The 14,058-nt window shown below is 45.5% G+C and carries 11 protein-coding genes and 1 riboswitch; of the genes, 10 read left to right on the top strand and 1 reads right to left on the bottom strand.

Translation table 11 applies throughout. From position 1 onward, the window contains the following. The first annotated feature begins 15 nt into the window (after nt 1-15). The 10 genes from MCM46_02815 (at nt 16) to MCM46_02770 (ending at nt 12,492) form a co-directional block, all read left to right on the top strand. Nucleotides 16-1,827, top strand: coding sequence for a glycosyltransferase family 39 protein (locus MCM46_02815; protein ID MCG3110735.1), 1,812 nt, complete (start codon nt 16-18; stop codon nt 1,825-1,827). Nucleotides 1,828-1,836: 9 nt separating this feature from the next. Then, nucleotides 1,837-3,270, top strand: a complete 1,434-nt coding sequence (locus MCM46_02810; protein MCG3110734.1) for an oligosaccharide flippase family protein — start codon at nt 1,837-1,839, stop codon at nt 3,268-3,270. After that, a complete protein-coding gene (locus MCM46_02805) occupies nt 3,267-4,499 on the top strand; it encodes a glycosyltransferase (GenBank protein MCG3110733.1) in 1,233 nt (410 codons plus the stop codon). The genes MCM46_02810 and MCM46_02805 overlap by 4 nt, the downstream gene beginning before the upstream one ends. Further along, nucleotides 4,436-5,650: a glycosyltransferase gene (locus tag MCM46_02800; protein MCG3110732.1), complete on the top strand. Its 1,215-nt coding sequence runs from the start codon at nt 4,436-4,438 to the stop codon at nt 5,648-5,650. Before MCM46_02805 ends, MCM46_02800 begins: the two co-directional genes overlap by 64 nt. Before the next feature lie 28 nt (nt 5,651-5,678). Then, nucleotides 5,679-6,770, top strand: coding sequence for a glycosyltransferase (locus MCM46_02795; GenBank protein ID MCG3110731.1), 1,092 nt, complete (start codon nt 5,679-5,681; stop codon nt 6,768-6,770). A 33-nt stretch (nt 6,771-6,803) separates the two neighbouring features. Next, the gene (locus tag MCM46_02790) at nt 6,804-7,892 is read left to right on the top strand and encodes a polysaccharide deacetylase family protein (GenBank protein MCG3110730.1); all 1,089 of its coding nucleotides are present in this window, start codon (nt 6,804-6,806) and stop codon (nt 7,890-7,892) included. Between the two features lie 106 nt (nt 7,893-7,998). Continuing rightward, nucleotides 7,999-9,186 (top strand): glycosyltransferase family 4 protein, encoded by a 1,188-nt coding sequence (locus MCM46_02785; GenBank protein MCG3110729.1) that lies wholly within the window; start codon nt 7,999-8,001, stop codon nt 9,184-9,186. Between the two features lie 37 nt (nt 9,187-9,223). Further along, nucleotides 9,224-10,360, top strand: a complete 1,137-nt coding sequence (locus tag MCM46_02780; protein MCG3110728.1) for a CapA family protein — start codon at nt 9,224-9,226, stop codon at nt 10,358-10,360. Between the two features lie 53 nt (nt 10,361-10,413). Further along, entirely contained in the window at nt 10,414-11,694 is a 1,281-nt protein-coding gene (locus MCM46_02775) for a hypothetical protein (GenBank protein MCG3110727.1), read from the top strand. A gap of 24 nt (nt 11,695-11,718) precedes the next feature. Continuing rightward, nucleotides 11,719-12,492, top strand: coding sequence for an FkbM family methyltransferase (locus MCM46_02770; protein ID MCG3110726.1), 774 nt, complete (start codon nt 11,719-11,721; stop codon nt 12,490-12,492). Between the two features lie 248 nt (nt 12,493-12,740). Here the strand turns inward: MCM46_02770 and MCM46_02765 are convergent, their stop codons facing one another. Continuing rightward, on the bottom strand, nt 12,741-13,703 hold the full coding sequence (locus MCM46_02765) for a hypothetical protein (protein ID MCG3110725.1): 963 nt from the start codon (nt 13,701-13,703) through the stop codon (nt 12,741-12,743). A gap of 85 nt (nt 13,704-13,788) precedes the next feature. Next, nucleotides 13,789-13,977: riboswitch (cyclic di-GMP riboswitch) on the bottom strand. Nucleotides 13,978-14,058 lie beyond the last annotated feature (81 nt).

The following is a 14,058-nucleotide window of genomic DNA, read 5'->3' as shown; positions in this document are numbered from 1 at the left end:
AGAAGGATGCCGAATTTGGATGAAGTATCTCAAAGTGATGAGCGGATTCCGATGGGAGCCGACGTTCAGAGCTTCCCGAGGAATCAAGATTCGATTTTGACGACGATCAGGATAAAGGCTTACAACGCGATCGATTATGTCCGTGATGATCCATCTGTCAAAGTCCTTTTGGCGATTCTGTTCTTCGGCGCCGTTCTGAGGTATTACGGCTTGCATAATGCCGAGAATACGGATGAATATAATGAGGTGTTCGAAGCGCTCCGGGTCGCTTCGGGAAAATTTAACACGAACCGATGGCACAAAAAAGGATTTCAAAATATATTGGCGGTCGAATACGGCGTCTATTTCATCATCGGATATCTGACCAATCTCTTCAGCAGCCCGATGGATTTTGCGGCGAAGATCATCAGAAACATGGATCCGCTTTTTTTGATCGGCCGCTATACGGTGGCGACCATGGGGACGATATCAATCGCTCTTCTCTACCTCATCGGAAAATCGCTCTATAACAAAACGGTCGGACTCATCGCGGCCGCCTTTCTCACTGTCAACACCCTTCATGTCTGGACCTCCCATCTCGTGGGGACCGATGTTCCCCTGACTTTTTTCTTTCTTCTCTCTTTCTATTTCATCGTCCGGTTTTTCCAATCGGGGCGTCTGAACGATTACGCCATTGCCGCCTTTCTGGGGGCGGTCACCATCAACATCAAGATCATCGGCGGGGGGATCGGGATCATTTTTCTCATGGCCCACTTCTTCAGGTGTTATCAAGAGCGGAAATCGATAAAGGGCTCGATCTTTTCCAGAGAAATTTTTTATTCCACCGCCGCATTTACGGCCGGCCTCTTGATCAGCAATCCTGCGATTATTGTCGCCTTCAAGCAATGGGTGATGTATTTCGTTTGGCAATACGGGATCTATACGAACGTTTACGACGAAGTCTCCTACGCCGTGGGAGGAAATGCCTATTACACATATTTGATGGTCCTTCAAAAGGATTTCGGCCTTCCCCTTTTCCTATTGACTGCTTGTGGCCTTTTCTACGCGGTTTATCGGAGAGAGCGCTGGGATTATATTCTCCTGACTTTTGTGATTGTCATTTTCCTTGTTCTTGCGAATTCCGACTTTCTCATTATGGACCGCTACTTGATGACCCTCTTTCCCGCCTTATTTTTGCTCAGCGGGCGTCTGCTCGATGTGACGATCAAGCGGTTCGTATCCGATCAACGATTGCAAGCGACGGCGATCGCGGTTGTTTGCATCGTGATGGTGTTCTATCCCTTCCGCAATTCAGCGGCATATACGGTTCGTCTGACGGAGGACAACACGAGCAAGGTCTCGAAAAAGTGGATCGAAGAGAATATTCCGGCGGGCAGTAAGATCTTGATCGATGCGGGACATACGATGATCACATCGGGGCCTCGAATCAGTCAATCTCGCGAGAAGCTCGAAGCGCAGATGAATGTGATTCGAAACTTGAAAGAGGGGGAAACCTATGATTCTCCCCAGGTTAAAATTGTAGATTCCTATGCGTCAATCTATTTTGAGCTATTGCTTCAAAATATGCCTGAGATTACCTATGATATCACCACAACCGAGTTAGGACGCGATATCGAATCGTTCGATTACTACCGAGAAAATGGGTTTAACTATATCATTCACAACGCGAGCCTGAGGAGTTGGTTGGAAGACTCCGCCTGGAGAGAGAAATATCCAAAGTCGGCCGAATTCTATGAGAACCTGGACCAGCAATTTTCGTTCGTTCAGAGCTTCGAGCCGACCGCGACAAGAAGCGGGGATACCATTCGGATTTACAAGGTAAAGTAAGGATCATTCATGACCGGCGGAAGAAAGATTATCACAAACACCCTGCTGCTTAGCGTTGTTTCGATCGTGAATACCTTTGTTTCCATCTTTACCACCTCGATCATCGCCAAAAGCATCGGTCCGGAGCTCTACGGCAGATATACATTCGGGCTCTCCTATATCTTATTTTTCAGCGTCCTTTCGAATTTAGGAATTGAGTCATTATTCATCAGGGAAGCCGCCCGAGACGAAAAAAACATCGACCTCATTAAAGACATTCTCCCTTTTAAAGTCTTATTATCAGCCCTGAATATTGCGGTAATTATTCTCTCCGTTCATCTTCTCCATTATCCAGTTGAGACGATCCAGGTGATTTATGTGTTATGCATCGGTCTGTTTTTTCAGGTGCTTTATGAGAGTTTGTTGTCGGTATACCGATCGCTGGAGAAGATGTATGTGATCGGGCTGGCCTCGTTGGCATTCAGACTTTTTACCGCTTTGATTATTGTTTTTGCAGTTTATTCCGGGATCGGTTTTTGGGGGATCGTCTCCGCTTTCTCGATCGGAAACGCATTCATCTTTTTGGGTCTCCTGTTGTTTTCTTATCGAAGTTTGGGAATATCCGGCGTGAGATTCAAAGCGCAGACGTGGTTAAGACTGATAAAGCAGGGGTTTCCCTTTTACGCCTCGGCCCTTCTGACGATGGTCTATTCGAGAATTGGCATCTTGATGCTTTCCAAGATGACGAGTGAGCTGGAGGTCGGTTTATATATGGCGGCGGTGACGTTGGTCGAGGGATTGTATTTTATCCCGGCGGCGTTCACCTCCTCCATTTTTCCCGCCTTCTCAAGAATGCATGGGGGATCTGGAGACACTTTTCAAAGCACATATGAAAAAACGACAAAGTTTTTAATCATCCTGACGGCGGGGATCTCGGTCGGGACCATTCTTGTTTCAGAAAAGGTCATTTTCCTTATTTTTGGCCCGGAATTTATCCGGTCGGCCGAGGTCCTTAACATTTTCATTTTCTTTTGGGTGTTTTCCTTTTTCTCTCAGATGCAGTCCACCATCCTGTTTTCGATCCGGAAAGAAGCGGCCCAGGTAAAAATTATGGCATTCGCCTGTCTTGTTAATATTTCGCTCAATATTATTCTAATCAAAAATTATGGCATCATCGGGGCGGCCTATTCCTCCGTTATCACGGAAGCAGTTGTGGTGGTAGTTATCAACGCGGTGTTGTGGAAGCTTGATGTGAAATACAGACCCGACCCGCATATTTTTAGATTGGTATTTAGTGTTGCGGCGATGATTGTCATGGTGAATTTTCTTCTGGATATAAATCTCTTCGCGGCCATTTTGGGGGGCGCCGCTTTTTATCCGGTCTTGCTTTTTCTCTTCGGCGTTTTTGATTCCGAGGACAAACTCTATATTCGATCGTTAATAAAAAAGAGGGCCCCCATTTGAGCGATCTCCTCGTTTTGCTGATTGCCCCCAAGTACCCCTATCCTCCCTCCGATGGGCATATGATCAGAAATTACAACCTGTTCAAGAGCTTTCGCTCAGGGTATCAGTTCGATTTCTTGACCTTCGGCGATCCCCAACTTTTGCAGGACCGTGAAAAAGCGTTAAAGCAATTGGGCCCCTGTTTTGTCGATATGGAAATCGTGCCAGAGTCTACCCTGCGAAGGGTGGGAAAAAAGATCTCAACGCTCAGAAACATTTTTTATCCTTCGGCGCTCGGTCTTGGGTTGCCCTATTATTCCGAAGAAATGGCTGAAGCGGTCAATCGAAAAATGGCGTCGTCAAAATATGACTTCATCTTCTTTTGCGGATTCTCGATGTTTCTTTATTACGATCAGAAAGAGTCCAATCGGATACCTTATGTTGTCGATATCATCGATTCGCTCTCTCTTTTTATGGATAGCTGCCTCAAGGTAAAAAAGGGCATGAGAGAAAAGCTGACAGATTATGTAAATTATATATGGGCAAAAAGATATGAGAAAATTCACTTTTCGACGGCCCGAAATTCTATCTTTATCACGCAAGCAGATAAGGATTATGTAATGAAAGAAACCCCTCGTTCAAAGTTGTGGGTGGTTCCGAACGGGGTTGATACCGACTTTTTCAAATCAAAAGGTGAGCCCCCAAAAAACGATTCTCTTCTTTTTACCGGGGTCATGGACTATCCTCCAAATGTTGAAGCGGTGATCTATTTTATCAGCAAGGTTCTTCCCCTGGTCCGCGAAAAAATGCCGAACGTCTCGCTCACCATCGCCGGAAGGAATCCCACGACAGAACTCCAAACTTTGGCGTCCCAGATGCCGGGCGTCAAGCTGACCGGTTTTGTTGAAGACATCCGGCCTTTTTTTGAAGAAGCGGCCGTCTGTATCGCGCCGATTGTTTCCGGATCGGGATTAAAAAATAAAGTTCTCGAGGCGTGGTCCATGTCAAAGCCGGTCGTTGCAACCTCTTTTAGTTGCAACGGAATAAATGCAGTCCACGGTCAAAATATTTTGATTGCAGATGCCCCGGACCTGTTTGCTGATGCGGTCATTACACTTTTATCAGACCCAGTACAAAGAAAGAGATTTGCTGAAGCGGGCAGAAAAACCGTTGAGGACTCCTATTCATGGGGAAGTCAGGCGACATTGGTGGACAAAATCATCAAAGAAGTTATGGGACCGAAGAAATAAATTCGTTGGCTGAATCGATGGGCTCAGATAAAGTAAAAATCTTGTATATCGCTTTAGACATGGATTTAGGGGGGCTCCAGCGGGTTGTTAACCTATTAATTCGGAGAATCGACAAGAAATTATTTATCCCATATCTCTGTTGTCTTGACCGAGGTGGGATATTTTGTGAGGAATTGAAAGAAAATGAGGTTGGGACATATATCCTCAATAGAAAGCCTGGTCCTTTTGATACCGGATTATTTAAAAACCTATGCAAGATTTTAGTCGATAACGAGATCGATATCATTCATTCCCAAAACGGTTGTTCGCTTTATTCGGCCTTGGCAGGTTGGAAGGCCGGGGTCAAAGGAATTGTTCATACAGATCATGGAAGACTCGTTCCCGACAAGCGGTCTGCTGTTCTAGAGGATCGGTTCTCTTCTTGGATGATGGATCGTGTCGTTGGAGTTTCCGAAAATTTGACGGAATATTTGGAGATGGGAGTAAAAATAAACAAGAAGAAGTTATTAACGATCATTAATGGCGTGGATACGGACCGATTTGTGCCGTTGGATACGGAACAAAAAAATAAATTGAGAAACGCCATCGGCTTGAATAGAGGGGATAAGGTTTTAGGCACCATCTGTCGACTCGATCCGATTAAGAACTTGGAGTTTTTAATCCGGTCTCTTCCATCTCTTTCCGAGGCCATTCCGGAATGCAAGCTTTTGATCGTGGGGGATGGGCCGAGTGAGGAAAGTCTCAGGAGTTATGCGAAAAGCAACGGAGTGGCTTCCAAGGTCATGTTTATGGGGCGGTCAGCGGAAGTTGAAAAGATGTTACCCGTATTTGATTTATATGTATGTTCTTCATTGAGTGAAGGAACCTCGATGACGATTTTGGAAGCGATGGCGTGCGGCCTTCCGATTGTCGCGTCTGAGGTCGGCGGAAATGTAAAGCTGATCGATCACTCCAACGGCCTGCTTTTTCCTCTGAATGATGAAAAGGCCTTTCACCAGGGGACCATTTCTCTTTTAAAAGATCCTGAACGGTTAAAGAGGATGGGAGAGTGCAGCCGGGCACGGGTAGAAGCTGACTTTAACCTGGACCGGTTTGTCGGCCGTTACGAGGAATTATACCAATCGGTCTATACCGCGACAAATGCGAACTAACGTATTGCATCTGATAGACAGTGGCGGGATGTATGGAGCGGAAAAAGTCGTTTTGACCCTCCTTAAGGAATTGCAGGGCTCTCAATACGCCGGAATCTTGGGATGTATTCGGGAGGGTGAGAGCGAGCGACCTCAAATCGCTGCCGAGGCGGAAAAGGAAGGCATTCCTGTTCAATATTTTACGATGAGACGGGGGCTAAATCTTTCCGGCCTTCAAGGTATTCGGAAGTTTGTTGAAGATCAGGGTTTGGGCCTTGTCCACTCTCATGGCTATAAAACGAATATTTTCTTGAGTCTCTTGCCGGGGAGAAGTTTTAATACTGTTTCTACGGTGCATGGTTGGGCGAAACAATCGGCCGGGATGAAAGGGAAGCTCTATGAATTTTTGGATGCGGTTGCCCTGAAGAGAATGGATCGAGTCATCGCTGTATCTAAGGCGGTTCTGGAAGACTTGACGAGGCGCGGATTAAAGAAGGATCGGATCGGCCTTATTTATAATGGGATTCACATTGACGGCGATACTCCTGATTTCGATCCATTGTCCCTCCGTCGGAAGTATGGAATACAGCGTGATGCTTTTATCATCGGGGCCGTCGGTCGCCTTGCAAAAGTGAAGGGGCATGCACATTTAATCGAAGCGATGCCTTCTATTTTAGAAGAGATCCCCGGTTGCCAATTGGTTATTGCCGGTGATGGGCCTCTTAAGGGAGATTTGGAGGCGATCATTAAGAGACTTGGACTTATCGACAATATTAAGTTACTCGGATATGTGGGAGAGATTCGGGCACTTTTAGAAATGATCGATCTCTTTATACTTCCTTCTCTGTCCGAGGGTTTGCCGATCGTGCTCCTGGAGGCGATGGTTTCAGAGAAACCGATTGTGGCCGCGAATGTGGGGGGGGTGCCGGAGGCAATCGCCGGCCCGGAACTGGGCATCTTGGTGCCGCCTGCAAACCCTCAGATGATCACAAATGCGGTCATATCTCTCTTCAGGGATAAAGAGCGGATGGAGCGAGTCGGGATCAATGCAGGACATCGCGTCCGGGATGCATTTTCCGCAGCGAATATGGCAAAGCAATATGTGGATGTTTACTCTCATTTGCAACGGAAGGTTGTCTAAATCAACCTCAAGAGTTGATCCTTTTATTTTAAAATGATGATGCATATTCTCAAAAAAGCAGCTTTCCTTTCTCTATTTGAGATTTCTTCCATTGGTGGAAGAGAACAGAAGGGGCTTCTTGTCTTAACCTATCATAGAATATCGACGCATTCTGATTTTGACGACCCGCTCAAGGTTTCCTTGAAGAGCTTTGAGAGACAAATATCCTATCTCAAAGAGAACTGCCACATCCTCTCCGGAGAAGAACTGGCTGACATCATCAAGAGCAGACGTTCGATTCCCAAAAAATCGGTCTTCATCACCTTTGATGACGGTTGGAGTGATAACTATACAAATGCTTTTCCGATATTGAAACAAAATGAGGTGCCGGCCATTATTTTTATCAGCACAGATTATATCGATACCAGTCGTACTTTTTGGCATGAAGAGTTGGCTGATTTGTTGAAGAAAATGCCTCTTCCAGACAGCTCTCAAGAAAGGCAGGCCTTGCAATCGATTTTGAAAGGTCGTCCGTCCGAATTGTTACAAAGAATCGATCGAGTCCTGATCAGTCCAATGCCGGCTCGAATGCCGCTTATCAATGATCTGATCTCATACTTGAAAGCGTTTCAGTTGGAAGAAATCGATGATCTAATCAGAGATTTAAATTCAGCCTTTGGTCATGAGCGTCGGGAGAAATATTCAGACCTGCTTTCCTGGAGGCAAATTGCCGAGATGTCTGAAAATAATATTTCTTTCGGTTCTCACACGAAGAGTCACTCTCTTCTCACCAACATTCCCGGTGAAAAGGTTCGGGAAGAGCTAAAAGAATCTAAGAAAATCATAGAGGAAAAAACTGGAAGACCTGTGAACTTTATCGCTTATCCGAATGGAAACTTTGATTCATCTATTATCAAAACAGCAGAAGAGGAAGGCTATTTGGCCGGTTTTACATGCGTGCCTGGAACAAATATTTCGTACGAAAGGCCCTTCGAGTTGAAAAGAAAAAATGTCCTTGAGGAATGCTCGATGGGTCTCGGCGGTAAATTTTCTGAGTTGTTTTTTAAGGTCGAATTATCAGGTATAAGAGAAAACGTTAGGGAATGGCTCAGGAAAGAGAAGGCGATGAACAAAGGCCACTAACAAAGTGATGGTGTTGGTGAAGAACGATGATGGCGCATGCGATAAGAAGACGGACAGTGAAGACGGGCATTTCTAAAATACAGAGAGCATGCTCCCTAAGAGGGTTATGGTGAGAGTCTGCAAGATATGGGATTCCGACTATCCCTGGGATGTCAGGGTAGAAAAAATATGTGACTCCCTCACGGGTGCGGGGCATGAAGTCCACTTGGTGTGTCGGAACACCAAAGGACGGAAACGTTACGAATATAGTAATGGCATCCATATTCATCGACTTCCTACGTTTCGATTTCTCGGCGAATTATTAAGCTTTCCTTTTTTTCTCAATCCTATTTGGTTGCTATATGTTTTTAGAGTAGTAAGGAAATATAATGTCGAGTTGATCTTAGTCCGAGATTTACCGCTTGCATTAACTGGTATTTTAGTTGGAAAAGCGACTGGACTTTCCTGTTTTATTGATATGGCCGAACCCTATCCTGAGATGTTGGATAGCTATCGCAAAATACAAAGGCCTCCTTATAGAAAAAGGATGATCAATTTTCTTATAAGAAATGCAAGCTTTGCGGAAATTGTCGAACAAACAGTTTGCCGGCTGGCGGCCCACATTTTCCCTGTATCGGAAGAGATGAAGCTTAATCTGATAAAAAAGGGAGTTCCAGCTTCCAAAATTACCTTATTACATAATACCCCTCTGAAGAGCAAGCTTAGCTTTATTAGGAATGATACAGAACGAAAGGATGCACTCGAGATTATCTATGTTGGGGATCTCACGGAGATGCGCGGAATCCCCCTGGTTATTGAAGCAGTCGATCATCTGGTCAATAAGTTGGACGAGAAGTTTGTATTCACAATTGTTGGAGCAGGCCGTTACGAGACTGAACTTCGAAGGTTGGTCGGTGATCGAAAGCTCGAAAAATATGTCTTATTCTCCGGTTTTGTCCCGCATCATCAGTTGCCTGATTACTTAATGAAAGGAGATATGGGAATCATTCCCCACCTCAAAGTTTCGCATAATGATCTTACTCTACCGAACAAAGTATTTGATTACATGGCTTGTGGATTACCGGTTGTTTCTGGAAACTTGGAACCGGTCAAGAGAATTCTTGAGAGAACGAATTCAGGGATGATCTTTGATTACACGAACGATTCTCTTATTCAAACCTTGTTGAAATTGAAAGACCCACATTTGAGAGCAAAGTTAGGTTCGAACGGATGCCGTGCTGTGAAAGAGGTCTTTAATTGGGAAAGAGATTTTGACGCGTTCCTGTCTGTAATGAATAACAAATCAAGTATTTAAATTTTGAGTATTACGTGAGTAGAAGTGAGGGAACAAATTGAAGGAACATCTGAGTATCGTTGCGGTTGGTGATTTGATGTTCGGGGACCATCCGGTCCGATTTGGCAATGGGGTACGTTCGCAAACGGAAAAACTGGGACCGGACTATCTTTTCTCGAAAGTGAAATCAGTTTGGAGTGATGCAGATATTGTTTTCGGTAATCTGGAAGCGGTCCTTTCTGACATCGGGCTGGTCAGTCAAAAGGTTGAATCTGCCGAGTTCAGGGGAGCTCCAAGCACCGTGCCTGCCCTGCAGAGAGCCGGCTTTAACCTTCTTAATTTCGCTAATAATCATTGCATGGAGTATGGATTAGAGGCCTTCTTAGAAACGGTGGATCTTGTTCGGAAACAGGGAATATTTGTAACCGGATTGCGATCGGAAGCCGGCGGCTGTATTCCATATGAGATTGAGAAGAATGGGATGAAAGCCACCCTCCTTTCCTATTCACTCTGTTGTGAAAACTACTACAAAGGGAAAGAAGTCCCCTATGCGTTTTCCACGGAAGCGCAGGTCCTTCAAGAGGTCGCAACGTATCGAGGTCGTTCCGATGTCCTGATTGTTTCTTTGCACTGGGGCGAGGAGTACATGACCTATCCCTCTCCGCAGCAGGTTGTCTTTGCTCGCCGCTTGATTGATCAGGGGGTCCATCTCATTCTCGGTCATCATCCGCATGTGCTGCAAGGGGTAGAGAAGTATAAACAAGGCGTCATCGTTTATAGTCTTGGCAATTTTGTATTCGATATGTGGCAGAAGCCAACGCGCCAATCGATGATGTTGAAGGCGAGGGTCTCGAAAGAGGGGACGATAGAGGTTGAAATGATTCCTCTATATATAAACGATCTCTTCCAGCCGGAAATTCCCGACAAGCGGTTCCATCCGGCGTTCCTACAGTCAATGGACCGGCTCGGATCGATGATCTCCGAGAAGTATGCACGCCTGGAGACGGACCTGCCTTCCTTGCAGGCAGATTATTTAAAACTGGCTCATCAGAAAATGTTGCGCAATCGGTTTGAGAATTATTTTTTCTTTCTTTCACATCTCTACCAATATAGTCCGAATGTGATTTATCAAAGCTTGACCCGATCCTTCAAGAGAAGGATGGAAGAAGTGCAAGCCGTTGTGGGGGAGAGGTAAATCCATGTTGGGTATTTTTGTGCGCGGTCTATTCTCCAGGGGCGGAGGGAATAATGCTGAGTAAACTTGTTTACTTGGCCGGGATTCGGGCGCGGAACCCGCGCATCCTGAACAACCTTGAGTTTTTAGCCGAAAGCCAAAAGTGGGATATCGACAGACTCCAAAAATACCAGTATGAGCAGCTTGCTGCATTGCTTCGCCATGCCTATGACCATTCCGAGTTCTATCGAAACAGGTTTGAACAAAATAAGATCCACCCCGATGATATCAGATCTTTGTCTGATTTAAAGAAGATGCCGGTGCTCACCAAAGAGGAACTCTTGAGCAACGTCGGAAAAATTCAGATTAAGACCCTCCCTGAAAAGCTCTTTTATTCTGAGACTTCCGGCAGCACCGGCAAGCCGTTGGTGTTCTATCGGAACGAAGACTGGGATGCATGGCATCGGGCCTCTGTTTATCGAGGATATTCATGGTATGGCGTCGATCCGTGGGATTTGAATGGTTACTTGTGGGGATACAACACCGCATTCAAGCGGCGGGTAAAGATAAAGTTTTTGGATTTTCTTCAGAATCGCTTCAGGCTCTTTTCCTATAAAGATGATGAGATTGACGCCTTTATTAGGAAGTTGAGAAAGGCCGCCTTCCTAGGAGGCTATTCATCGATGATCTATGAAGTGGCCAAGCGGATCAATAAAACGGGGATGGGGCCTCTGACAAATCTTAAGATGGTGAAGGGAACGTCCGAGAAAATTTTTGAGCAGTATCAAATCGAGGCCCAAAAAGCGTTCGGGAGAAAAATTGTCAGCGAGTATGGCGCCGCCGAGGCGGGCATTATTGCCTTTGAATGTCCCCAAGGAAAGATGCATATGAATATGGAGACGGTGATCGTCGAGGAAGAAAATAATGAAGTCATTGTGACGAACCTGGTTTCAAAATCATTTCCGATTATCCGGTTTAAGCTGGGGGACTATATCGAACTCGACTCTCAGACGAAATGTTCTTGCGGGATGCAACATCATATCGTCAAAGAGGTGCTTGGAAGAATAGGGAAGGTGATACATGGTGTCAAAAACCAATATCCAAGCTTGACCCTCTATTACGTTTTCAAGAATCTGGCGATGGAATATGATCTGGTACTCAACTATCAGGCGATCCAGAAACAAAAAGGACTGTTGGAAGTCGCAATAGAAAGCGAGCTTAATCAGACCGATCGGGATCGGCTGATAGGGGAATTCAAAAAATATTTTTCTGATGATCTTAAAGTAGAAATTAAAGATAAGATCAATCTAAAGTCTGCGAACAGAAAGAAGGCGGATTTTATATCTGAATTGTAACGCAATAGTTTTGAAGGGGGTGTTATGGCTCAAAATTCGTTAATATTTGATGTTGGTATGTATGATGGGACCGACACAGCGTATTATCTTGCTAAAGGTTTCCAAGTGATTGCAGTCGAGGCAAACACCAAACTTGTTGAGAGTGCTCATGAACGCTTTACAAGCTTTATCCAGACGGGGCGTCTTACTATAGAAAATGTGGCAATCAGCGATCACGAAGGTACCGTAGAACTATATCTATCAGGACAGGACTTAGGATCAAGCTCAATAGAATATGACAGAGTAGTAAACCGCAGACCCAACGGCTCAATTAAAGTCCGCTGTGTGCGATTCGAAAATATCTTAGATCGTTTCGGTACTCCATTTTACCTTAAGTGCGATATTGAAGGAGCAGATCGACATACTATTCTGGCGCTCTCAGAAAAGCACCTACCAGAGTATGTCTCGTTTGAAATGGGAGAAGATGCTATAGAGCTACTTGACCATCTGGCCGCTATCGGTTATAGGAGCTTTAAAATCATCAACCAGGTCAATTTCCGAGAGCTCTCGAGGATAGATTATTTGCCTGATCGAATTCGTGGCAGGCTACGCCGAATGTTGCATATGCCTGAAGCCGAGTACGTTACCTACCATGGAGTTCAATTTAGAAGGGAGCATGGCGCTGGTCCAATGGCGGAGGCAACGGATGGACAATGGAAATCATACCTCTCCGTGCGAACTCAGTGGCAGCAATTTTGTAATGATTATGCAGCAGACAACAGGGGTGGATGGTACGATCTGCACGCACGCTTTAAGTAAACTTTATCTGAAGACAGAGTAAAGTTAAATCACAAGAAATAGCAAAGAAAATCAAAAAGTCAGGTAGAGACTAAGCTAATATTTCTGTCTGAAACCAGAATATGGTTTAGGATCTGAGCGTTCGAAGATTGAGGTTATTCACCTAAATTCAAAGGTGCAACGCAAGCACCCCTCTCTCATGCGAGAGAGGGGCCTCGCCATTCGTCAGGAGTTAAGGAAGTTCTGCTAGAGTTCTTGGCTTCCACTGATTATTGTACCCTTAGGTTTGTGGGAGGAGCTGGTGCCCCCGCTGCGGGATCGCTCATCAACCCCGCGTTTTGAACATCGGCTAGGCTGTCAGAAAAAATAAAATAATCTATTTTCCGAAAGTGCGGCGGGGAATCATAGCTTGGCTGTGCGATTGTACCAGAGTATTGGAACGACTCAATGTACGGCGTGGACGTGTCTTGTGTCTTCACGGTGTGAGAGCTAACTTTAGTGCCATTAATAAAAAGCTCAAGTCGACCATTCGTTGAACTTCCTCCGGTGGATGGCGTAATTGCCATCACCACGGCATACCATTTTTCGTAGTCACACAGGAAGGGATTACTTCTAGTATATGGTGAAAAGTTATGGACTAATGTATCAGTGCCACAATTTGTGCAAGTGCCGGAAGCACCCGGCAAAGAAATGTTAAACGTAAATTTATGGTCCCATGTATTTGTTGCCGGTGGCGTAAACCCGCCATTCATCCATCCAGAATTAATAATCCACCTGACCGATCCATCAGACTCAAAGAGCTTATCGAAACTATCTGGCCCATCATTACCGATTTTTGCATCATGCCAAATATCAAGACCAAGGATTCTATCGAATCTAAAAAATGCCCCGAGGTAGTATGTTACGCCCGGTGTTAGATTGATTCGGTTGACATGACGAACATTCCAGGTGCCCTGCATGAGATTGACAGTGTCGACGCGGAAATATTTGGAGCGACCGGAATTAGGAACTGGAGTGTCACAGCGATAAAACATCCGAGCAGCCAGGGGGCCGCCAGGACCGCCACTCCCAGTATAATCCCAGATACTGGTCGACACGCCGGTGTCACACGTTCCGGATTCGGCAGTAGAAGAGAAGAGCACCGCCGCCTGAGAAACCCCTGCTCCCAGCAGAAGAAGAACGAAGCCGATTAAGATTCCTGTCGTGTATTTAGCCAAGTATCTCGCCTGCATAATAATGACCTCCACAATGACTTATTTCGTTGTTCAGTGCTCTCGCTTACAAAGCCACCTAATAAAAAAGCCGCCAAGTGAATCCTTTGGCGGCTCGGCGGGCATGGAAGAAGGCGAAGAGGAAAGGGTGTCGGGTGTGATAAACCAGGGTGTAGGGTGTAGAAAATCCAAACCCTATCCCCTCTCACTACCCCCTATACCCTACCCCCTACACCCTTTCTTTAGCCCCGTTACTCTGCGTCCCCACCTTTCGATGGGTTTGCTCTGAGCAAAGGTCGAAATGTAACTTGGGTTACGCCATCGGCGTGAGATTCTTCAGCGTAACCCACTCTGACGCTTCGACTTATGTGGTGTT

The organism is Candidatus Manganitrophus morganii (assembly GCA_021651055.1).
In the GTDB taxonomy this organism is placed as follows: Bacteria; Nitrospirota; Nitrospiria; order SBBL01; family Manganitrophaceae; genus Manganitrophus; species Manganitrophus morganii.
The sequence above is the reverse complement of the archived record's forward strand: the minus strand, read 5'-3'. Positions and strand labels throughout refer to the sequence as shown.

Coding starts and splice junctions, on each gene's coding strand:
- MCM46_02810 (MCG3110734.1), top strand. CDS start 1,837: ATGACCGGCGGAAGAAAGATTATCACAAACACCCTGCTGCTTAGCGTT.
- MCM46_02785 (MCG3110729.1), top strand. CDS start 7,999: ATGGTGAGAGTCTGCAAGATATGGGATTCCGACTATCCCTGGGATGTC.
- MCM46_02800 (MCG3110732.1), top strand. CDS start 4,436: ATGGGGAAGTCAGGCGACATTGGTGGACAAAATCATCAAAGAAGTTAT.
- MCM46_02775 (MCG3110727.1), top strand. CDS start 10,414: ATGCTGAGTAAACTTGTTTACTTGGCCGGGATTCGGGCGCGGAACCCG.
- MCM46_02795 (MCG3110731.1), top strand. CDS start 5,679: ATGTATGGAGCGGAAAAAGTCGTTTTGACCCTCCTTAAGGAATTGCAG.
- MCM46_02765 (MCG3110725.1), bottom strand. CDS start 13,703: ATGCAGGCGAGATACTTGGCTAAATACACGACAGGAATCTTAATCGGC.
- MCM46_02770 (MCG3110726.1), top strand. CDS start 11,719: ATGGCTCAAAATTCGTTAATATTTGATGTTGGTATGTATGATGGGACC.
- MCM46_02790 (MCG3110730.1), top strand. CDS start 6,804: ATGATGATGCATATTCTCAAAAAAGCAGCTTTCCTTTCTCTATTTGAG.